Origin of the sequence: Campylobacter sp. B0100352/1, assembly GCF_020135855.1 — a bacterium.
Classification (GTDB): domain Bacteria; phylum Campylobacterota; class Campylobacteria; order Campylobacterales; family Campylobacteraceae; genus Campylobacter_D; species Campylobacter_D taeniopygiae.
In genome coordinates this window covers 92454-113853 of record NZ_JACHTP010000002.1, presented here as the reverse complement: position 1 = coordinate 113853, position 21400 = coordinate 92454, and the positions used below count along the sequence as shown (strand labels likewise).

The window sequence follows — 21400 nt, the reverse complement described above, 5'->3', positions numbered from 1 at the left end:
AATTATGTATTTTTTGCTAAAATAACGCATTTGAAAAATACAAAGGAGAAAAAATGCAATTTCAAACTGAAGTTAATCAACTTTTACAATTGATGATTCATTCTTTATATTCAAATAAGGAAATTTTTTTAAGGGAGATCGTCTCTAATGCTAGCGATGCTTTAGATAAATTGAATTTTTTAAGCGTTAGCGATGATTCTTATAAGAGCTTAAAATTTAATCCTAAAATAGAAATTACAATAGACAAAGATAAAAAAACTTTAACCATTAGTGATAATGGTATAGGTATGAATAAAGAAGATTTGATTAATAATTTAGGAACCATTGCAAAGAGTGGCACAAAAAGCTTTTTAGAGAATTTAAGCGGTGATGCTAAGAAAGATTCTCAACTTATAGGGCAATTTGGTGTTGGATTTTATTCTGCTTTTATGGTGGCAAATAAAATTGAAGTTTTAAGTAAAAAAGCTTTGGATGATAAAGCTTATCTTTGGACTTCTGATGCAAATGGTTATGAAATTGAAGATGCTAAAAAAGAAGAGCAAGGAACCACAATCACACTTTATTTAAAAGATGATGAATTTGCTAATTCTTATAAAATTGAAAGCATTATAGAAAAATATTCAAATCATATACAATTTCCAATTTTTATGGAAAAAGAAGAGTATATCCCTGCTAAAGAGGGCGAAACAGAAGGAAAGAGTGAAGTAAAAATCACTCAAATTAATAAAGCTAATGCTCTTTGGAGAATGCAAAAAACAAGCCTTAAAGCCGAAGATTATGAAAAATTTTATGAACAAAATTTCCATGATTCTAATAAGCCTTTATTATATCTTCATACCAAAAGCGAAGGAAAATTAGAATATAGTTCTTTATTTTTCATTCCAAAAAATGCTCCTTTTGATCTTTTTAGAGTGGATTATCAAAGCGGACTTAAACTCTACGTAAAACGTGTTTTTATTAGCGATGATGATAAAGAACTTTTACCGACTTATTTGCGTTTTGTTAGAGGGATTATTGATGTTGAAGATTTACCATTGAATGTAAGTCGTGAAATTTTGCAAGAAAATCAAATTTTAAAAGCAGTTAAAGAAGCGAGTGTTAAAAAAATACTTAGCGAACTTGAAAAATTAAAAAATAAAGACAAAGATAAATATTTAGATTTTTTCAAAACCTTTGGAAAAGTTTTAAAAGAAGGGCTTTACGGTTTTGGAACAGAAAAAGAGAGTTTATTAAAACTTATGTTTTATAAGAGTACTAAAGATGAAAATTTACGTTCCTTGGAAGAATATAAAAATGACTTACAAAAAGATCAAAAAGAAATTTTTTATATTACAGGAAATAATGAAAGCCTACTTAGGAATTCACCTTTATTGGAAGAGTATAAACAAAAAAATATAGAAGTACTTTTAATGGATGATGAGATTGATTCTTTGGTTACTCCTATGCTTGGAGAGTATGAAGGGTTAAAATTTGTAGCCATTAATCAAGTTGAAGATAAAAACGAATTAAGTGATGAAGAGAAAAAAGAATATGCTCCGCTTGTGGCTAAATTTAAAGAACTTTTAAAAGATGAAGTTGAAGATGTAAGATTAACCAGTCGTTTAAAAGATAGTCCAAGCTGTATTGTTTTTGATAAAAATAAACCTGATTTTGCTATGCAGCAGCTTTTAAAGCAAATGGGACAAGAGCAAAATATAAAGCCTATCTTAGAGATCAATCCAAAACATGCGATTTTTTCAGGACTTAAGAATAATGAAACATTCTATAGCGATATTGCAATTTTGGTATTAAATATGGCTAAACTTAGCGAAGGCATGGGAATTGAAAATGCTTCTGAATTTAATGCAAGTTTGGCTAAAATCATCACGAAGGCTTTTTCATGATAGAAAATATTCCAGCTAGTGTTTGGACAAAACAAGATTTAAGCGAATATCAAATTTTTGATGTTCGCACTCCTTTGGAATGGGGAGAAGGTGTATTACCTAATGCCGAGTGCGTTTCATTTTATGATCATAAAGGATTTTTAAATGAAAATTTTTTGCAAGAATTTCAAGCTAAACAAAAATCCGATAAAAAAATAGCTTTTATTTGTCGTAGTGGCCATAGAAGTATGTTAGCTGCACAGTATGTTAAAGATCAACTTGGTTTAGATAGCGTGAATTTAGATGGCGGAATGTTAGCGCTTTAAGGAAATCAATGATAGGGATATATTTATTAATAGCTGCTTTGTCTTTTTTATTTCTTTATTTTGCTGTGAAAAAATTAATTTTAAATGTTGATAAAAAAGCGTTATTGGAGCCTATAAAGATGGATATTTATCCAGAATTTTGCGAAGTAATTAATGATAAAATCAGAGCTTTTAAGGATCGCATAGAAGAAATAAAATTGAAAAATCAGACTGATAAAGATCAATTTTTAGAAAAACTTAGTGATGCAAGTAGAGAACTTACCTTTATCCAGACAATGAATTTGAGTAATAAAAATAATAATATTTGGGAAAATGAGCTTTTTGAATTTTTAGAAAAATTAGAAAATATTTTGATTCATTTTTTAGAAAACGGCAAAGAGGAAGCAGAAGATTTAAGAGAATTCTTAATGCAAGAATTCCAAAGATTAAAATCTAAATCAAACGATTAATTTTTAGTCGTTTGATTGTTATCAAGTACCGGTTTTAAAAAATCTTCATTGATTAAAATATTAACCACATCTTTAAACATTGGCAAAGCACTTTGAGCCGCATAATAACTATAAGGCTTAGTAGGATTTCTCACTAAAACTCCTACGGTATAAGCGTGCGTAGCATCATTGGCAAAACCAAAAAATGAAGCGTTATAACGGTTTGAGGTATAACCTTGCCTCTCAGCAATTCTAGCTGTTCCTGTTTTACCTCCTAAAGTAACTCCTTTTGTGAAAGCTTTTCTTCCAGTTCCTTTTTCGATAACGTCGATTAATATTCTTTGCATAAGTTGAGCTGATTGTGGATTTAAAATAGCCTCTTTTTTTATATCATTATCTAAATTAACAAAACGCCCATCTTGATAATATTTTTCTGCCAAACGCGGAGTAATATAAACTCCATTATTGTTAAAAACATTATACGCAGCCAGTAATTGCATAAAAGTAGTCTTAAGTCCATAGCCATAGCTTAATACCGATTTTTCTATTTCTCTTAGATGTTTAGGGTTTGGAATTTCTCCTTTTTGTTCATAGGGAAGATCAATACCGCTTTTATCTCCAAAATTGAAGGTTTTTAAACCCGTGATAATTTCTAAATTGCTAAGTCTTTGCGCAATTTGAATCATTCCTATATTTGAAGAATATCTTATAACCTCCTCAGCGGTCATTTTATCCATTCTGTGATCATCTCTAATGGTAAATCGTCCTAATTTATAGGATCCGCCATAAGTATCAATGATTTCATCAAGAGTTATTTTATTAAGTCTTAATGCGGTGATAAAAATAAAAGGTTTGATTACCGATCCTGCTTCATAGCCGTATTCAATAGCGCTAGCATTTAATACCGATAAATCTTTGCTGCGATTTTCAGGATCGTAACGTCTTGAGCTTGCTAGGGCTAAAATTTTTCCCGTTTTACTATCCATAACCCCTACGATAATTTCATTAGCTTTTAAATCTTCATTGCGTTCATCGATGGCTTTTTCAATACTTTTTTGAAGTTTTAAAGAAACATTAAGATACAAATCACAACCATTGATTTTTTTTTGTTGTAGTGATTTTAAATTTAAAATGATATTTCCGCCGATATCTTTTAAACCTTGAATTTTTTCATTTTGCAAGGGGCTTAAGCATTGATCATAGTATTTTTCTAAGCCTTTAACACCGATATTTTTTAAAATCCCACTTTCTGGATCCAAGACAACTTTTGTATAGCCTATGGCAGGAGTGAGTGCATCGTGTGACATATAAATTCTATCTTCTTCATGTTCGATAATATTTAAACCTCTGGTTTCAACCTTGCCGGCACTATTAGTAAATGCTTTAAAAAATCCTTGTATGTATAATTTTTTTGCAAGATCCTTAAGATAGTTGGCTTGTTTGGAGTCTAAATTTTGAGAAAGGATGAAATTATAAGAGCGTTTTTTTTGATTTTGCATCCTTTTTTTTATGTCTGTAATTTCTTTATCGCTAAATCCACTATAGATTTGAAAAAGTTTTAAAAAAAGATCAAACTTATCTCTATCGATACTCCTTAGATCGATTTCAGCACGATAAATTTGCTTCGAGGTTGTAACGGTAAAATTATCTTTTGTGATAATATTGCCACGCAAAGCTAAAGAATATTGATCTTTTTCAGTATTAGGAATATGGCGTTTAGAAGTGAGTATAAAGGTTGAGCTTAAAAAAATAATCATAAACAAAAGTGCCATGCAGTAGGCAAAGGCGACTTTTGAAACGCGATTTTTTTTATTTTCTTGCATAGAAATTTAAATTTGAGTTCTTGTAATTTCTTTATAGGCACTAATGGCTTTATTTCTAACCTCTAACATAAATTTCATACTGCTTTCAGCTTTAGTAATGGCAATAGCAGCTTGGTGCAAATCTTTAACTTGTCCCGTGGCAATATCTGTCATAGCAGCTTCACCGGTTTTTTGAGTTTTATTTAAATCATCAATTTCATTTTTAAGCATTTTGGCAAATTCATCGCCAATATTATTTTGTTGTATATTTTGGTTTGAATTTGTTTTTGAAATATTATTTAATCTTAGATCATTAATATTATTCATTCGTTATTATCCTCTTAATAAATCAATTGCACTTTGCGCGATAGTTTTTGCACTTGTAAAAGCACTGACATTGGCTTGATAAGCTCTTGTTGCCTCAATCAAATCAGCCATTTCAATTACAGGGTTAATATTAGGATAAGCCACATAACCTTCAGCATTTGCATCAGGATTACTTGGATCGTATTTCATTCTAAAATCTTTATCATCTCTTACAACTTTATCCACGACTACACTTTGAATAGCTGGTTTAGCTTCTTCTGGAGAGTCAGGATCGTTTAAAGGATTTTCATATTTTAAAAAATTATTATCCTTGCTAATTTGTTCGTTTAAAAGTTTATCAAAATCTGTCGCTTTAAAGATCACTTCGCGTCTTCTATAAGGTCCGCCTTCTGCTGTTCTAGTTGTATTTGCATTAGCTATATTAGAGCTAATAACATTCATTCTAAAACGTTGAGCACTTAAACCATATCCGCTGATATCAAAATCACTTAAGTATGCCATAATTTACCTTTAACTTAATTTAGAACTTGCATCAAGTATGGAGCTAAATATACTACTTTGTTTTCTTAAAACTCCATCAAGAGCTGTAATCATAACTGTATTTTTACTCATTTCTGTAGTTTCAACATCTAAATCTACAGTATTGCCATCATTTCTTGCTAAGTGTCCATCTCTTAAATAAATGGTTGATTTATTAGGATCTGGAAATTTCCAAGGTTCTTGATGTCCTTTTTCTGTTACGGCTAATTTTAATTCTTTATCATCACTCTTTTTAAAAATTTCATTAGCACGATGTATTAGAGCAGTTTCAAATTCTATATCTCTTGATTTATAAAAAGGAGTATCGACATTTGCAAGATTAGCATTGATCAATTGATTTCTAAGATTTCTACCTGCTAAAGCACTAGTAACAAGTTCTTTTGATTTAAATGGATCAATCATCTTTTATCCTTTTTATTTATAATTTTACAAATTAACAAGCAAATATCGTTCCAACTTTTCAAATTTTTATCTGTTTTTTTGTAAATTAATGGCTTTATTATGATCGTTTAAATTGCTTGTAAAAATATGAACTCCAGTGTTTTTATCGCGTACAAAATACAAATAGTCTGTTTTTGCTGGAAAAATAGCCGCACGAATTGCAGCCAAAGAAACATTACAAACCGCTTCTTTTGGCAAACCTTCAAATTTATAGGTGTTATAAAAGGTTTTATCTTGTCTGATTCTTTGAGGTGTAACTTTTTCATGAGAATAAATACCATAATTTAAAGTTCCATCCATTTGTAATTTCATACCTTTTTTAAGACGATTATAAATCACACTTGCAACTATAGGCATTTCTGATTCATTGGCGGCTTCTTTTTGAATAACAGAAGCTGTGATGATATATTGATGCCATTTTTTGGGATTATATTGTCCAAAAATTTTTTTAGAAGTGGTTTGATTTGATTTTTCAGAAATAGCAAGTAAATTTTTTATCAATAAGCTTTCTGAAATTCCTTTTGGAATTTCATAGGTTTCTGGTAAAAAAACTCCTTCTAAGTAAGGAGCTTGTTTTTGAAATTCGGATAAAAGTATTTCTTTATTAAGTCCTAATTTTTTGGAAACTTGATCTAAAAAAACAACGCTTGTTTCTCCAGGGATTAAAGTGATTGTTTCAAGTGCAGCTTTAGCTACGGTTAATTTGTATAAAAATTCTATTCTGTTTAGTTTTTGCGTACTCATATTAATCCATCCAGATTGTGGGTGCCCTAAAAAAAATAAAATATATTTGTCAATAATACTCATTTCATATTTTTTTTCTTTAAGATATGATATAATCTGAGTAATAGAGCCTTTTGGTATAAAAATAACAGAATCGCTTTTTAAAGGTTGAGTTAAATAATAACAAATTCCCAAAATAAATATCAATAAGAAGTTACGCATGAAAAAGAAAATATTATATACACTAGCAGTATTATTTGTATTATTATCAATTATATTTTTAGTGCTGAAAAACGGAATATTCATTTCTAGTATCCAATTTGATTTTTTAAAAGTTCAGCAATTATATATTAAATTAGATAAAAAACTTATTTTTCGAGCAAAAAATATTGTTTTAAATATTAATGATACTTCAAATGATAATTCTGATTTTGATTCTAAAACCTTACTAAAGGTAATGAAAAATTTAAAATATTTATATAATTTTGTTGAAGAGGTGAATATTGAGAATTTATCTTTTAAGAATCAAAAATTAAAAATTTTATTTAAAGATGGTGATTATTTTATAGATAGCGACGATCTTTTTTTGAAAGCTTCTTTCACTGTGAATAAGGGTGATTTATTAGGAATGATTAATTCCTTAAAACTTAAAAAATATGATTTGAATTTAAATGGTGTTTTTGAAATAAAAACAAAAAGTAATTTTTATAATTTGAATTTAAATGCGAGTGGCAATAATTTGACTTTTAAAAGCACAATCAGTTATAAAGATAATAAATTGCTTTACAAAATTAATGATCTTAATGCAACAAATATACAAAATATAGCGACTATGATTAGAAAAGATTTTACCTTAAATAAAACTTTAGATCATTGGATATTTAAAAATGCTGTTGGGGAATTTTATCATTTGGATTTTTTGCAAGGCTTTATAGATTTTAAACAAAATAATTATTATTTAGACAATATAAGTGCTTTAGGATATGTTAATAAAGTTAAAGTTCGTTTAGAAGATAATATGAATGCTATTGAAATTCCAAGAGTTGATTTAAATTTGAGTCAGCAAAAATTGGATTTTCAATTTAATAAGGCCTCTTACAATGGATCAGATTTGAGTAAAAGTGAAGTTTATTTGTATGATTTTTTTGATAAAGAAAAGGCTGGAATTTATTTGCGCATAAAATCAGATAATTTAAAATTAGATGAAAAACTTGAAAAAGCTTTGCAAAATTATCATCTCAACTTGCCTTTTTATCAAAAAAGTGGATCCATTAAAACCGATTTAGAGCTTAAAATCGATTTTCATGATAAGGGTCAATTTCTTCATAATGGAATTTTTTATTTAAATAATGCCAATATATCTTTAGCCGATATGAATATTTCTAGAGGGTTGATTAGATTAGTGCAGGATAATTTAAGTATAGAAAATGCCGATGTGGAAAATCAGCACTTTAAAGCCAATATAAATGCCAAAATCAACTTAAAAGAAAAACAAGGAATTTTTAATACTCAGCTTTATAAATTGTATTTTGATGATGATTTGTTGGATATTAAAAATCAAAATATTACTCTTAATTTGGATTTTAATCAAGACGTATTGACTATACCAGAATGGAGTTTGATAGCTAATTTTAAAAATGGATTAGAAATTAATTTAAATAATCCCAATATTTTAATTTCCTATTCTAAAGTTCTTAAGGATTTTGGTTTTAACGAGGCTAAAAGTGTTTATTTTAAAACTTTAGATTTTAAAGATTTTGATTTGCAAGCCCAAGATGTAGGTTTTAATCATAATTTATTTATCAATAATCAAACACCTTATAATAAAGATAGTTTTAGTGTTGTAAGAAAAAATGATATTATATATATTAATACTCAAAGTGATCTTATAAGTGCTACAATATCTTCACTTAAAAAAGAAATACAGGTAAAAAATTTAACTTATGTTTATAAGAAAGAAAAAGATTCTTCAAATAGTTTTGATATCAGTAAAAATAAACAAAATATTATTTTTGGTGGGGCTAATTGCGCTTTAGTATTGGCTGATATGAATAAAACTTTAGCTTTTGATAAATTAGAAGCAGATCTAAATGCAAGTGTTTTAAATGTGCAAGGTTCAAGAGGAGGTACAAATTTAAATTTTTACTATAGTCCGGATGATTTAAAGCTTTTTGTTAAAAACATAAACGATCAATATTTAAATGAATTTTTACAAAAACAAGCAGTGCAAGATGGAATTTTTAATTTAAGTGTTGTTGGAAGTGGAGTTGATTATTTTGATGGAGAATTTGATTTTAAAAATACTTTTGTGAAGGATTTAAAAGGTGTTAATCAATTGATATCATTTATAGATACGGTTCCTAGTTTATTGATGTTTAAAACTCCAACCTTCAATCAAAAAGGTTTAAAATTTCAAAATGGAAAAGTTATTTTTAACCGAAAAAAAGATTTATTGAGTTTTAGTGCTATTAATTTAAATGGAGATAGTGTTGATATTTATGGATTAGGTAGTGCTAATTTACGTCTTGATACTATAGATTTAAATTTGGAGTTAAAAACTTTAAAATCAGCTTCTGAAACTATTTCAAAAGTTCCAATTTTAAATTATGTTATTTTGGGAAAAAATCAAGAAATAAGTACAAATATCAAGGTGGATGGAAAGCTCGATGATCCAAAATTTCATACTCAAATTTTAAGTGATACTTTAAAAACCCCATTTAACTTGATTAAAAATATTATACAATTGCCTAAAAATTTATTCGACTAATTAAAGTTTATTTTTAAATGAAAATAAACTTTAAATATATCTTTGCAATTTTTTCTATTTATAATATACTTTTAATAGCTAAAGATAATAACTATTTAAAAACTATACTCTATATAAGTTTTTGGTAATTATTATCACGCATTTTTATAATTTTTTTTATTTTAATTTTTATTTATATTTAAGATTATTTAATTTATCAAGTAGATTAAAATAAAATCTATATGTTACAAAATTACTCAAAAATTAAAAATTAATTAAAAATATACACAATATAAAATTAGGATGAAAATGAAAATTACAATTATCGGTTCAGGAAACATTGGTTCAAGTCTTTCTTATGGTTTGATTTTGCGTGAATTAGCTCATGAAATTGTTATGATTGATATCAATGAAGAGTTATTGATCGCAAAGGAGTTAGAATTATCTCAAAGCATAGCTGCTTTTAATTTAGATATTAAGTTAGTTTGCACTCAAGATTATGCACATACTAAAAATTCTGATATAGTTATTTTTAGTGCGGGTTTTACTCGAAAAGAAGGGCAAAGTAGAGAAGAGTTATTAAAACTTAATTCTGATATTTTACTCACTTGCGCAAAAGAGATTAAAAAATTTAATCCCGATCCCCTTTTTATCATTCTAACTAATCCGGTAGATTTATTGCTTAATATTTTATATCAAAGCAATCTTTTTTCGTCTAAAAAAATTATTGCCATGGCGGGAGTTTTGGATAATGCGCGTTTTAAATACGAGTTGGCTAAAAAATTAAATGTTAAAATGCCTAGTATAGACACCAAACTCATAGGTTTTCATAATGATGATATGGTTTTAGTTAAATCTCATACAAGAATTAATGGTAAAAATATAGACGAGTATTTAAATGAAGAAGAATTTGAAGATTTAGAAAATGAAGTTAAAACAGGCGGAGCCAAGGTTATTAAATATCTTAAAACTTCGGCCTATTTAGCTCCTTCTAGTGCTTGTATTAGAATGATAGAATCGATTAGAAGTGGAGAATTTCTGCCTATGAGTATAATCTTAGATGCGAAATTTGGGATTAAAAATAAAGCTTTTGGAATGATGGCGAGATTAAGTCTTGAAGGCGTGGTTGAGATTATGGATATTGAATTAAGTGCCAAGGAAAAACAAAAATTAGAATTATCTTTACTTAAGCATCATTATAGGGAATAAAATTAAAAGTGATTTTAGAAATTTCTTAGTTGAGTTTGGATTATTTTGGATATAATAAATCAAGAATAAAAATTAAAAAAGGAAAAATAATGAATATAAAAGCTCCAAAAGATACTCCAGTATGGGTAGATGAGCATCGATGTAAAGCTTGTAATATTTGTGTAAGTTATTGTCCAGCAGGAGTTTTAGCCATGCGTGATGATGTGCATGCTGTTTTAGGACAAATGATAGAGGTAGTGCATCCAGAATCTTGCATAGGTTGTACTGAATGTGAAACGCATTGTCCTGATTTTGCTATTATGGTGGCTAAAAGAGATGAATTTAAATTTGCTAAACTTACACCAGAAGCTAAAGATAGGGCTTTAGCGGTTAGAAATAATCAATATAAAAAATTAGCTTAGGAAAAAATAATGAGAGAAATTATAGCAACAGGTAATGTTTTAATTGCGCAGGCTGCCATTGATTGTGGTTGCAAGTTTTTTGGAGGATATCCTATTACACCAAGTAGTGAGATTGCCCATGAGTTAAGTCATCTACTCCCAGCTAATGATGGAACTTTTATACAAATGGAAGATGAAATTTCAGGGATAAGCGTTGCTATTGGTGCGGCAATGAGTGGGGTAAAAGCTATGACAGCAAGTAGTGGCCCAGGAATTTCTTTAAAAGCAGAACAAATCGGACTTGCATTTATAGCTGAAATTCCACTAGTGATAGTCAATGTTATGCGTGGGGGGCCTTCAACGGGCTTACCAACTCGCGTAGCGCAAGGGGATTTGTTTCAAGCAAAGGCTCCAACTCATGGGGATTTTGCAAGCATAGCTATTGCACCTGCTTCGCTTGAAGAGGCTTATTTAGAAACTATTAGAGCTTTTAATTTGGCTGAAAAATATATGACACCTGTATTTTTACTCATGGACGAAACAGTAGGGCATATGAATGGTAAAGCGATATTACCTGATTTAAAAGATATTAAAATTTATAATCGCAAAAAATTTGAAGGCGATAAGAAAGATTATAAACCTTATGCGGCTGGTGAAAATGAAGCTGCAACGCTTAATCCTTTTTTTACAGGTTATCGTTATCATGTAACAGGACTTCATCATGGTGATATTGGTTTTCCAACAGAAGATGGCACCATAGTGAAAAAAAATATAGAGCGACTTATGGGTAAAATTAATAACAATCGTGAAGATATTTGTACTTATGAAGAGTATATGCTTGATGATGCTGAATTTTTAATCATAGCTTATGGAAGCGTAAGTCGATCAGCAAAAGAAGCCATCCAAAGACTTAGGGAAGAAGGAATTAAAGTAGGTCTTTTTCGTCCTATCACTCTTTATCCTGTAGCGGAGAAAAAAATAGCTAAAGTGGTGAGTCAATTTGAAAAAGTTATGGTTACGGAATTAAATATGGGTCAATATCTTGAAGAGATTGAAAGGGTGAGCTTACGCCGTGATTTTATCAGTTTGCATCGTGCAAATGGCCGTCCTATCACCCCTAGTGAAATTATTGCTAAAGTGAAGGAGAATATATAAATGGCATTTAATTATGATGAATATTTAAGAACTGATAAACTTCCAACTCAATGGTGTTGGGGTTGTGGAGATGGTGTTGTTTTAAAATGTATTATCCGTGCAATTGAAAAACTTGGTTGGAGCATGGATGATGTATGTCTTGTTTCAGGGATTGGTTGTAGTGGCAGGATGAGTTCTTATGTCAATTGCAATACTGTGCATACTACACATGGTAGAGCTATTGCTTATGCAACGGGAATAAAATTAGCAAATCCAACTAAACATGTAATTGTGGTCAGTGGAGATGGTGATACTTTAGCAATTGGTGGAAACCACACTATACATGGTTGTCGTAGAAATATAGATTTAACACATATAGTGATCAATAATTTTATCTATGGTCTTACCAATTCGCAAACTTCTCCAACCACACCAAAAGGTTTTTATACCGTAACTGCGCAATTTGGAAATATTGATCCAAATTTTGATGCTTGTGAATTAACAAAAGCTGCAGGAGCTTCATTTGTTGCAAGAGGAAATGTGATAGAGGCAAATAAGCTTGAAAATTTAATCTATAAAGCTTTAGCGCACAAAGGTTACAGCTTTGTCGATGTTTTTTCAAATTGTCATATCAATCTAGGAAGAAAAAATAAAATGGGAGAAGCAACTGCAATGCTTGATTGGATTAAAAATCGTGTTGTAGAAAAAGCTAAATTTGAAAGTATGGATTTTGAAGAAAGAAAAGATAAATTTCCAACTGGGGTTTTACATGAAGATAATTCTCAACCAGAATATTGTCAAGCTTATGAAGAAGTGCGTCGTGCAGCCAAAGAAAAAAGAATGGTTGATTTAGGAGCTTTAAAATGAAATATCAATTAAGATTTGGCGGTGAAGGCGGACAAGGAGTGATCACTGCAGGAGAAATTTTAGCTGAAGCGGCAATTAAGGAAGGACGTCAGGCTTTTAAAGCATCAACTTATACTTCTCAAGTAAGAGGAGGTCCTACAAAAGTAGATATTATTATAGATGATAAAGAAATTCTTTTTCCTTATGCTGTAGAAGGAGAAGTTGATTTTATGCTTTCAACTGCTGATAAGGGCTATAAGGGTTTTCGTAGTGGTGTAAGAGAAGGAGGGATTATTGTTGTAGAACCTAATTTGGTACATCCTGAAAATGAAGACTATAAAAGATGGCAGATTTTTGAAATTCCAATTATTACTATAGCTAAAGATGAGGTAGGGAATGTTGCAACGCAATCTGTTGTAGCTTTAGCCATTGCTGCTTATATGAGCAAATGTATTGATTTGGATGTTTTAAAAGAAACAATGTTGCATATGGTTCCACCAAAAACTCGCGATGCGAATTCAAAAGCTTTTGATTTAGGTGTTAAATACGCCAAAGAGAGTAAGTCTGTTCAATTATAGTTTTTTGGGGTTTTACCCCAAATTTTATTAATTAAAAATTTTGCAATTTAGCTACTTTTAACGATTAAAATTTTATAATCAAAAACTTACTATTTTCAAGGAAAATAATGGATATCTTTGATGAAATGTTTAATAAAACCCCTAAAGAAAAATTTTTAGAAATCATACAAAATGGTAATTTGGGAGCCTTAGAAAAAGTATTTGAAAATTTTTTCGCTGAATATATAAGTATGATTGAGCTTTTGGAGAAACAAGGCTTAAATGAAATAGATGTTAAAAATTTTATACTTGAAAATGGAGATTTAATTAAACAGAGATTAGATGATATTTACATAGATTTGGGTGCCCAAATTTTAGGACATGAGGGTTAATGCAAAGATTGTTAAAATTATTTTTTGTCTTATTGTTTATTTTGGCGCACGAGAGTCATTTAAACGCGGCTCCAGTCTTTGAATATACTTATAAATTTGTTCTTAAAAAAGATCAAAGAGCAAGTGTGCAAATTAAAGAAGTTGGCTATGAGGATAAGGTTCAAAATTTTGATTTTTATTGGACTTTATTTGATAATACAAACATCATCGTTCAATCTAAATTTCGTAAATATCCAAGGCAATTTGTGATGAGTTTGCGAAGAAATTTGGATTGGGTTACTCAAACTTTAATTCCTGATTATACAAATCCACATATAGATAGAGCAAGGCTTATTTTAGAATTTAGTGGTTATAATAAGGGTTTAGCAACTTTTACAGTGTATATTGAAGATAAGGAGTCTCGTGTGATGGTAGAATTTTTAGATCCGAGAAAAACACCACTTCCAAATCCACCGCAAAATAATCAAGTTGTCCCTATGATCGATCTTAACCAACCACAAGTTAAACCATTGACAAGTTGGGATAAATAGCAAAAAAAGGAATTGAGTGTGCAAGTAATAGATGATTTGATACAAAAATTTTTAAAAGAGCTAAATTATCAACCTATATTAGAAATGCTTTTGCATGTTAAATCAGGGAAGAAATTGCGTTCTAAATTACTTTTAGCCATTTCAGGGGAAAGTAAAGAGGCAATAAGCATTTGTGCGACTATTGAGCTTATACATTTAGCAAGTTTGCTGCATGATGATATTATTGATGAGAGCGAGTTAAGAAGAGGGGTAAAATCCGTTAATTCAGAATTTGGGACAAAAAATGCTTTAATGCTAGGAGATATTTTATACTCTAAAGCTTTTTATGAATTAAGTCAAATGAACACTCAATTTGCAAACATTATTTCTGATGCAGTTGTCAAGCTTTCTATAGGTGAGCTTATGGATGTTAATTTAAGTCAGGATTTTAACACCGATAAAGATAAATATCTAAGTATGATTTATAATAAAACAGCAGTTTTAATTGAAGCGAGTGCAAGATGCGGAGCTATTTTAGCTGGTTTGGATGAAAAATCTTTTGGAGAATATGGAAAAAATTTAGGACTTGCTTTTCAGATGATTGATGATATTTTAGATATTAAAGGAGATGAAAAAACACTAGGAAAACCTTCTATGGCAGATTTTAAAGAAGGAAAGGTTACTTTGCCTTATATATATCTTTTTGAAAGTTTAGATGAAGAAGGAAAAAAACAATTAAAATCAATGTTTAAAAAAGATTTAAACGAGCAAGAAAAAATATGGATAAATACTCAATTTAAAGAAAAAGAAATTTTGGAAAAATCAATTTTGGAGGTTAAAGAATACGCCAAAAGAGCAATTGATGCTATAGAAGAATATTCTAATCAAAAATTAAAAGATATTGTTAAAGCAATGATAGATAGGAATTTTTAATGTATTATTGCGTTTCTTTTACTCATAAAAATACCGATCTTTCTTTAAGGGAAAAATTAAGTTTTACAGATGAAACAAAAAAGTATGAATTTTTACGCATGATTAATGCACATGAAAATATTGAAGAAAGTTTGATAATTAGTACCTGTAATCGTGTGGAGATTATTGCTTTTGTTAAAAATGCTTGTTCAGAATATATTATTAAAACTTTAGCTTTGTTATGTGGTGTCAATCAGGATGAGTTACTAAAAAAAGCTGATATATTTGAGGATAGCGGAGCGATACACCATCTTTTTTCAGTAGCAAGTTCTTTAGATAGTCTTGTTGTGGGTGAAACTCAAATTGCAGGACAAATTAAAGATGCTTTTTCATTTTCTCTAAAGAATGAATTTTGTAAAACTCATATTTCAAGGGCATTGCATTGTGCTTTTAAGTGTGCTGCTAAAGTCCGAACAGAAACTCAAATTTCAAAAAATCCTATTTCAGTTGCTAGTGTTGCTGTGGCTAAAGCAAAGGAACTTTTAGATTTAAGTCAAAAAAAGGCTGTGGTTATAGGAGCTGGAGAAATGGCTGAACTTGCAGCTAAGCATTTGATTGCTGGTGGAGCTAAGATTATTATTTTAAATCGCGATATGCAAAAGGCTAAATTACTTTGTGAAAAATTAGAGGGTTTGCATCAATACGATAGTTTGGAAAATTTAAAATTGTATTTAAACCAGTATGAACTCTTTTTTTCAGCTACTAATGCGACTCATGCTATTATTACTAATGCTTTAATCGAAGAAGTTCCTCATAAAAGATATTTTTTTGATATTGCAGTGCCACGTGATATTGATATTAAAGAAAATGATAAAATTTTTGTTTTTGCCGTTGATGATCTACAAGCTGTTGTCCAAAAAAATTTAGCCTTAAGGGAGAATGAAGCACGTATGGCTTATAGCATTATAGGGCAAGAAACATCGGATTTTTTTAGATATTTAAATGATTTGGCTTTAAATCCAATTATTAAAGCTATACGTTTAAAAGCAAAAGAGTGTGCAGATAAACAACTTGACATTGCTTTAAAGAAAGGTTACTTAAAACATTCAGATAAGAATGAAGCAAGAAAACTGATCCATCAAGTTTTTAAAGCTTTTTTACACAATCCAACTGTAAATTTAAAACACCTTCAAGGAAAAATTCAAAGCGATACAGTGATTAATGCTATGCGTTATGTTTTTGATTTGAAAAATAATCTTGAGGGTTTAAATCAATACAAATGCGATTTTAACATGGAGAATAATGATGAAATTTAGTCAATTATATGCACCAAGCACAAAAGAAACGCCTAAAGATGCAAGTTTGCCAAGTCATATTTTTTTAGTTCGATCTGGTTTTGTTGAACAAATTGGTAGTGGGCTTTATAATTTTTTGCCTTTAGGGAAAAGAGTTTTAGACAAAATTCGTGCCATAGTTAAAGAAGAAATGGATAAAGCTGGGGCACAAGAAGTAAATCTTAGTTTTGTTACCCCAGCTAGTTTGTGGCAGGAAAGTGGGCGTTATAATGTTTTTGGAAAAGAACTTTTGCGTTTTAAAGATAGAAAAGAAAATGATTTTGTTTTAGGGCCAACTCATGAAGAAGCGATGGTTTCTTTGGTGAAAAATAAAATTACAAGCTATAAGCAACTTCCTTTGCATTTGTATCAAATCGGTTGGAAATTTAGAGATGAAGCACGTCCGCGTTTTGGGCTTTTAAGATGTAGAGAATTTTTAATGAAGGATGGTTATAGCTTTCATAAAAATGAAGAAGATTTGACACGTGAATTTGATTTGATGTATGAAACTTATTCTCGTATCTTAAAAAGAATGGGATTTGATTTTAGGGCTGTTGAGGCTGATAGTGGAGCAATAGGTGGAAGCGGCTCTAAAGAATTTATGGTTTTGGCAAAAAATGGGGAAGATGATATCTTGCTTTGTGAAAATTGTGATTATGCTGCAAACATTGAAGCAGCAACAAGAGCTAAAAAAACTTGTGATAAAGAGCGTCCAGAAGCTAGTTATGCGAGTAAATTTCACACCCCTAATATTAAAAGTATTAAAGAATTGGCTGATTTTTTTAGGATAGATGAATTTTATACTGTTAAGGCGGTTGTAAAAAAAGCTATTTATGAAAATGAAAGTAAATTGGTTGTATTTTTTATACGTGGATGTGATGATTTGCAAGAGGTTAAAGCGCAAAATGCTTGTAAGGCTTTAGAGCTTATTGATGCGGATGAAAGCGAATTACTTAATGCGGGATTAGTTCCTGGTTTTATTGGATTTGTAGGCCTAAAAGATATAGATTTTTATCTTGATCAAGAGCTTGAAAATGAAAAACAAATGATTATTGGAGCTAATGAAAAAGATTATCATTTGGTAGGAATTGATGTTGTTAATCTCAATAAAGATCGTTTTAAGGATTTAGTAGAGGTTAAAGAAAATGATTGTTGCTTAAAATGTGGTGCAAAGCTAAGAAAAAGTAAAGGTATAGAGGTAGGGCATATTTTTAAACTAGGACAAAAATATTCTAAGGCTATGAATGCGCATTTTTTAGATGAAAATGGAAAAACTCAAGCATTTTATATGGGATGTTATGGAATTGGAGTTTCTCGTTTAGTAGCTGTTGCTATTGAGGCTAGTCATGATGAAAAAGGTTGTATTTGGAATCAAACTTTGGCTCCTTTTGTTATCGATATCATCATTTCAAATATAAAAGATGAAGAAGCTTGTCAATTTGCACATCAAATTTATCATCAATTGCAAGATTTGGGTATCGAAGTTTTGCTTGATGATAGAAATGAACGTTTTGGTGTGAAAATGAATGATTTTGAATTAATGGGTTTTCCTTATGCCTTAGTGATCGGCAAAGGATTGCAAAACAATGAAATAGAACTCATACAAAGAAAAAATCTAAGCAAAGAAGTGATTAAAACAGAACATATTGTAGAAATTATAAAAAAGAAAATATTATGAGTTATAAGCTTAAATTAAGTCCTTTATTTGCTGTAGAAATTATTTTCAGCCTATTATTTATTGTCTTTTTTGGTTTTGGAAATTTTTTAATTTTTATTTTAGCAAGTATGATATTTGGTGTAATACTTTTAGGGGTTTTTTGGAAAAATATACTTGAATTTCAAATTTTAGGCTTTAAAAATATGCTAACACAATTTTCTTTTGTTATTGCTGGGTTTTTACTTGTTTTTCCAGGAGTTTTAACAAGTTTTTTAGGGTTTTTAGTTTTTTTATTTGGCATTTTTTTAAAAATAGCTACTAAAACAAAATATACCCATAAACAAAATCGAAATTCGAGTGAAGAAATCATTGATGTTGAAATTATAGAGGATGGAAAATGAATCAATTAATCATAGCCACAAGAAAAAGCGCTTTAGCTCTTTGGCAAAGTGAGCACATCGCGCAAATTTTAAAAAATCAACACAATATAGATGTTGTATTGCAAGGGTTTAAAACAAAAGGGGATATTTTGCTTGATTCTCCTTTGGCTAAGATTGGTGGTAAGGGGCTTTTTACAAAAGAACTTGAAGAGAGTATGCTTAGAAATGAAGCGCATTTAGCGGTGCATAGTTTAAAAGATGTCCCGAGTTTTTTTCCAAAAGGTTTGGTTTTAGCAGGAGTTAGCAAAAGAGAAAAAAGTAATGATGCCATGTTGAGTCAAAAATATGAAAATTTTCTCTCTTTACCCAAAGGAGCAAAAATAGGCACTACAAGTCTTAGGCGAAAAATGCAACTTTTGTTATTAAGGCCTGATTTAGAGATTATTTCTCTACGTGGAAATGTAAATTCTCGCATAGAAAAATTAAAAAAAGGTGATTTTGATGCTATTATACTTGCTTTAGCAGGTATTAAACGTTTGGAATTAGACAAAGAGGTTAATTTTATCTATGAATTTAGCAAGGATGAACTCATTCCTGCAGCCTCTCAAGGCGCTTTAGGTATAGAGAGTATTGAAGATGTAAAAATTTTAAATTTATTAAAATGTTTAAATGATGAAAATACTTTAATAGAAACGACTATAGAGAGAGAATTTATCGCTACTTTAGAGGGTGGATGTCAAGTTCCTATAGGGATCAATGCTGAACTTAATGGAGATATGATTTGTGTCCGTGCTATACTTGGTTTGCCTGATGGGAGTGAAATTTTAAAAGATAAGAGAATGATCAAGAAAAATGAATTTAAAGGATTTGGTGAAATTTTAGCTAAAGAATTTATAAGCAAAGGAGCTAAAGAACTATTAAAAAAAGCAGAGGATATGATATGAAAAATTTTATCCAAGTTTTAAAGGAAAATAATTTATTAAAAATTATCGAAGAGCCTGTGGATGTAGATCTTGAAATCGCACATTTAGCTTATATTGAGGCAAAAAAAGAAGAAAATGGTAAGGCTTTGCTTTTTAAAAATCCTGTTGATAAAAAATTAGAAAAAAAATACAAATTTCCGGTTTTAATGAATACTTTTTGCAATCAAAAAGCTTTAAATTTAGCCTTTGGAAGAGATTTTAATGAAGTGGCTGATGAAATTTCAAAATTAACCAAACTTCATATTCCTACTAATTTTAGAGCCAAAATTGATTTTTTTATGAATTTATTGAGTTTTAAAAATGTCCCACCTAAAAGATTAGGCGTAAATAAGGCACTTTATAATTATGAAATTTTAAATTCTCTTAAAGAACTTCCTATACTTAAAACTTGGGAGGATGATGCAGGTAAATTTATCACTATGGGGCAAGTTTATACTCATAATTTAGATAAAACTCAAAATAATCTTGGAATGTATCGTTTGCAAGTAAGCGGTGAAAATGAACTTTTAATGCATTGGCAAATCCATAAAGATGGCGCTAATTTTTATCATGAGTATAAAAAAGCAGGTTTTAAAAAAATGCCCGTTAGTATAGCTATTGGTGGAGATCCGCTTTATATCTGGTGCTCTCAAGCTCCACTACCAAAAGGAATTTTTGAACTTTTACTTTATGGTTTTATCAAAAAAACTCCCGCTAAATTGACACCTTGCGATAATGGTGTTTTTGTCCCTTTTGATAGTGATATTGTTATAGAGGGTTATGTGGATTTGGAGGAATTTAAAATAGAAGGTCCTTTTGGCGATCATACGGGTTTTTATACTCCTGCAGAACTTTTTCCAGTCATGAAAGTTGAAAAAATTTATGCCAAAAAAGACGCGATTTATCAAGCAACCGTTGTAGGAAAACCTCCTTTAGAAGATAGGATTATGGGGCTTGGAACCGAACGTATTTTCTTGCCTCTTTTGCAAACTTCTGTTCCGGATTTGATCGATTATAAAATGCCTGAAAATGGAGTTTTTCACAATCTAATTTTAGCTAAAATTGATACAAAATACCCCGCACATGCACAGCAGATCATGCATGCTTTTTGGGGCGTGGGGCAAATGAGTTTTGTTAAACATGCAATTTTTGTTGATAAAGATGCACCTAGTTTAGATGATTATGATGCGCTAATTCCTTATATTCTCAATCGTTTTTGTGTGCAAAAATTACTTATAAGCGAAGGAATTTGCGATCAGCTTGATCATGCGTCGCCTAATTCTTGTTTTGGTGGAAAAGCAGGACTTGATGCTTGTGATAAAAATGAGATAGAAGAGCTTGAAATTTTAGAGGATGAAAAATTATTTGAACTTTTTAATTCTGAAGTAGAGCTTTTTGCTTTAAAGCAGTTTTATAAAGAATGTAAAAGTCCTATAGTTTGTATTTTACTTGATAAAAAAGAAAGAAATTCTCAAGTTTTTGAAAGATTATTGAAATTTAAAAAGCATTTTAGAATTTTAGTCTTTTTAGATACAAACAATAAATTAGAAAATCCATACATGTTAGTGTGGCGAGTAGTAAATAATATCGATGCAAAAAGAGATTTATTTATAAAAGAGGATAGATTAGCTATTGATGCGAGTGCTAAAAATGAAACTGAAGATTATACAAGAGCTTGGCCTCGGCAAACTGATTGCAATGAAAATGTTATAAAAGATCTAATTTTGCGTAATATTTTAGATAATGATCCGCAGTTATTTAAAAAATTTGAAATTATGGGTTAAGAAAAATAAGTTTGTTTTTTAATTGGCACACTTTTTGCTTATAAAAAATTAAGTAAAAATTTTAAAATTTTTATTAAAAAAGTATTCATAAAATTATTTTTTTGCCGATGTAGAGTTTAACTAGCAATAGAAGAAATTTTAAAAAGGAT

22 protein-coding genes are annotated in these 21400 nt (G+C 29.7%); 17 read left to right on the top strand and 5 right to left on the bottom strand.

What is annotated here, in order from left to right:
• The first annotated feature begins 53 nt into the window (after positions 1-53).
• The 3 genes from htpG to H2279_RS01360 are packed head-to-tail and all read left to right on the top strand — an operon-like array spanning position 54 to position 2637.
• Complete coding sequence (htpG, locus tag H2279_RS01370; RefSeq protein WP_337195342.1) at positions 54-1883, top strand: molecular chaperone HtpG; 1830 nt, start codon at positions 54-56, stop codon at positions 1881-1883.
• The gene (locus tag H2279_RS01365) at positions 1880-2188 is read left to right on the top strand and encodes a rhodanese-like domain-containing protein (RefSeq protein WP_137623559.1); all 309 of its coding nucleotides are present in this window, start codon (positions 1880-1882) and stop codon (positions 2186-2188) included. Before htpG ends, H2279_RS01365 begins: the two co-directional genes overlap by 4 nt.
• Positions 2189-2196: 8 nt before the next feature.
• Entirely contained in the window at positions 2197-2637 is a 441-nt protein-coding gene (locus tag H2279_RS01360; protein WP_337195341.1) for a hypothetical protein, read from the top strand.
• On the opposite strand, the gene H2279_RS01355 is transcribed toward H2279_RS01360, so the two are convergent.
• From H2279_RS01355 to mltG, 5 genes are all read right to left on the bottom strand, one after another.
• Complete coding sequence (locus H2279_RS01355) at positions 2634-4439, bottom strand: peptidoglycan D,D-transpeptidase FtsI family protein (RefSeq protein WP_337195340.1); 1806 nt, start codon at positions 4437-4439, stop codon at positions 2634-2636. The genes H2279_RS01360 and H2279_RS01355 overlap by 4 nt on opposite strands.
• A 6-nt stretch (positions 4440-4445) precedes the next feature.
• Positions 4446-4745, bottom strand: a complete 300-nt coding sequence (gene fliE, locus H2279_RS01350) for a flagellar hook-basal body complex protein FliE (RefSeq protein ID WP_137623556.1) — start codon at positions 4743-4745, stop codon at positions 4446-4448.
• A 6-nt stretch (positions 4746-4751) separates the two neighbouring features.
• Complete coding sequence (gene flgC, locus H2279_RS01345; protein ID WP_137623555.1) at positions 4752-5246, bottom strand: flagellar basal body rod protein FlgC; 495 nt, start codon at positions 5244-5246, stop codon at positions 4752-4754.
• Positions 5247-5255: 9 nt separating this feature from the next.
• Positions 5256-5687 carry a flagellar basal body rod protein FlgB gene (gene flgB, locus H2279_RS01340; protein ID WP_137623554.1) on the bottom strand — a complete coding sequence of 144 codons (432 nt, stop codon included), beginning with the start codon at positions 5685-5687 and terminating at the stop codon, positions 5256-5258.
• Between the two features lie 66 nt (positions 5688-5753).
• The gene (gene mltG / locus H2279_RS01335; protein WP_337195339.1) at positions 5754-6755 is read right to left on the bottom strand and encodes an endolytic transglycosylase MltG; all 1002 of its coding nucleotides are present in this window, start codon (positions 6753-6755) and stop codon (positions 5754-5756) included.
• On the opposite strand from mltG, the gene H2279_RS01330 reads away from it, so the two are divergent.
• From H2279_RS01330 to H2279_RS01265, 14 genes are all read left to right on the top strand, one after another.
• Positions 6670-9216, top strand: a complete 2547-nt coding sequence (locus tag H2279_RS01330; RefSeq protein ID WP_137623552.1) for a YhdP family protein — start codon at positions 6670-6672, stop codon at positions 9214-9216. The two genes, mltG and H2279_RS01330, sit on opposite strands and share 86 nt — an antisense overlap.
• A 288-nt stretch (positions 9217-9504) precedes the next feature.
• Positions 9505-10404: a malate dehydrogenase gene (locus H2279_RS01325; protein WP_137623551.1), complete on the top strand. Its 900-nt coding sequence runs from the start codon at positions 9505-9507 to the stop codon at positions 10402-10404.
• An 89-nt stretch (positions 10405-10493) separates the two neighbouring features.
• Positions 10494-10805, top strand: a complete 312-nt coding sequence (locus tag H2279_RS01320) for a 4Fe-4S binding protein (protein WP_137623550.1) — start codon at positions 10494-10496, stop codon at positions 10803-10805.
• A gap of 9 nt (positions 10806-10814) precedes the next feature.
• Positions 10815-11939 (top strand): 2-oxoglutarate synthase subunit alpha, encoded by a 1125-nt coding sequence (locus H2279_RS01315; protein WP_337195338.1) that lies wholly within the window; start codon positions 10815-10817, stop codon positions 11937-11939.
• A complete protein-coding gene (locus H2279_RS01310) occupies positions 11940-12785 on the top strand; it encodes a 2-oxoglutarate ferredoxin oxidoreductase subunit beta (protein ID WP_337195337.1) in 846 nt (281 codons plus the stop codon).
• Positions 12782-13342, top strand: coding sequence for a 2-oxoacid:acceptor oxidoreductase family protein (locus H2279_RS01305; RefSeq protein WP_337195336.1), 561 nt, complete (start codon positions 12782-12784; stop codon positions 13340-13342). Before H2279_RS01310 ends, H2279_RS01305 begins: the two co-directional genes overlap by 4 nt.
• Before the next feature lie 107 nt (positions 13343-13449).
• Positions 13450-13713, top strand: a complete 264-nt coding sequence (locus H2279_RS01300) for a DUF2018 family protein (protein WP_137623546.1) — start codon at positions 13450-13452, stop codon at positions 13711-13713.
• Positions 13713-14243 (top strand): exporting protein, encoded by a 531-nt coding sequence (locus H2279_RS01295; protein WP_337195335.1) that lies wholly within the window; start codon positions 13713-13715, stop codon positions 14241-14243. Before H2279_RS01300 ends, H2279_RS01295 begins: the two co-directional genes overlap by 1 nt.
• Positions 14244-14261: 18 nt before the next feature.
• Positions 14262-15155 carry a polyprenyl synthetase family protein gene (locus H2279_RS01290; protein WP_137623544.1) on the top strand — a complete coding sequence of 298 codons (894 nt, stop codon included), beginning with the start codon at positions 14262-14264 and terminating at the stop codon, positions 15153-15155.
• Positions 15155-16450 (top strand): glutamyl-tRNA reductase, encoded by a 1296-nt coding sequence (gene hemA, locus H2279_RS01285; RefSeq protein WP_337195334.1) that lies wholly within the window; start codon positions 15155-15157, stop codon positions 16448-16450. Before H2279_RS01290 ends, hemA begins: the two co-directional genes overlap by 1 nt.
• A complete protein-coding gene (locus tag H2279_RS01280) occupies positions 16437-18146 on the top strand; it encodes a proline--tRNA ligase (protein ID WP_137623542.1) in 1710 nt (569 codons plus the stop codon). Before hemA ends, H2279_RS01280 begins: the two co-directional genes overlap by 14 nt.
• Positions 18143-18526, top strand: a complete 384-nt coding sequence (locus H2279_RS01275; protein ID WP_337195333.1) for an integral memnbrane protein — start codon at positions 18143-18145, stop codon at positions 18524-18526. The genes H2279_RS01280 and H2279_RS01275 overlap by 4 nt, the downstream gene beginning before the upstream one ends.
• Positions 18523-19449, top strand: a complete 927-nt coding sequence (gene hemC / locus H2279_RS01270; protein ID WP_337195332.1) for a hydroxymethylbilane synthase — start codon at positions 18523-18525, stop codon at positions 19447-19449. The genes H2279_RS01275 and hemC overlap by 4 nt, the downstream gene beginning before the upstream one ends.
• Positions 19446-21251 carry a menaquinone biosynthesis decarboxylase gene (locus tag H2279_RS01265; protein WP_337195331.1) on the top strand — a complete coding sequence of 602 codons (1806 nt, stop codon included), beginning with the start codon at positions 19446-19448 and terminating at the stop codon, positions 21249-21251. The genes hemC and H2279_RS01265 overlap by 4 nt, the downstream gene beginning before the upstream one ends.
• The last annotated feature ends 149 nt before the right edge of the window (positions 21252-21400 follow it).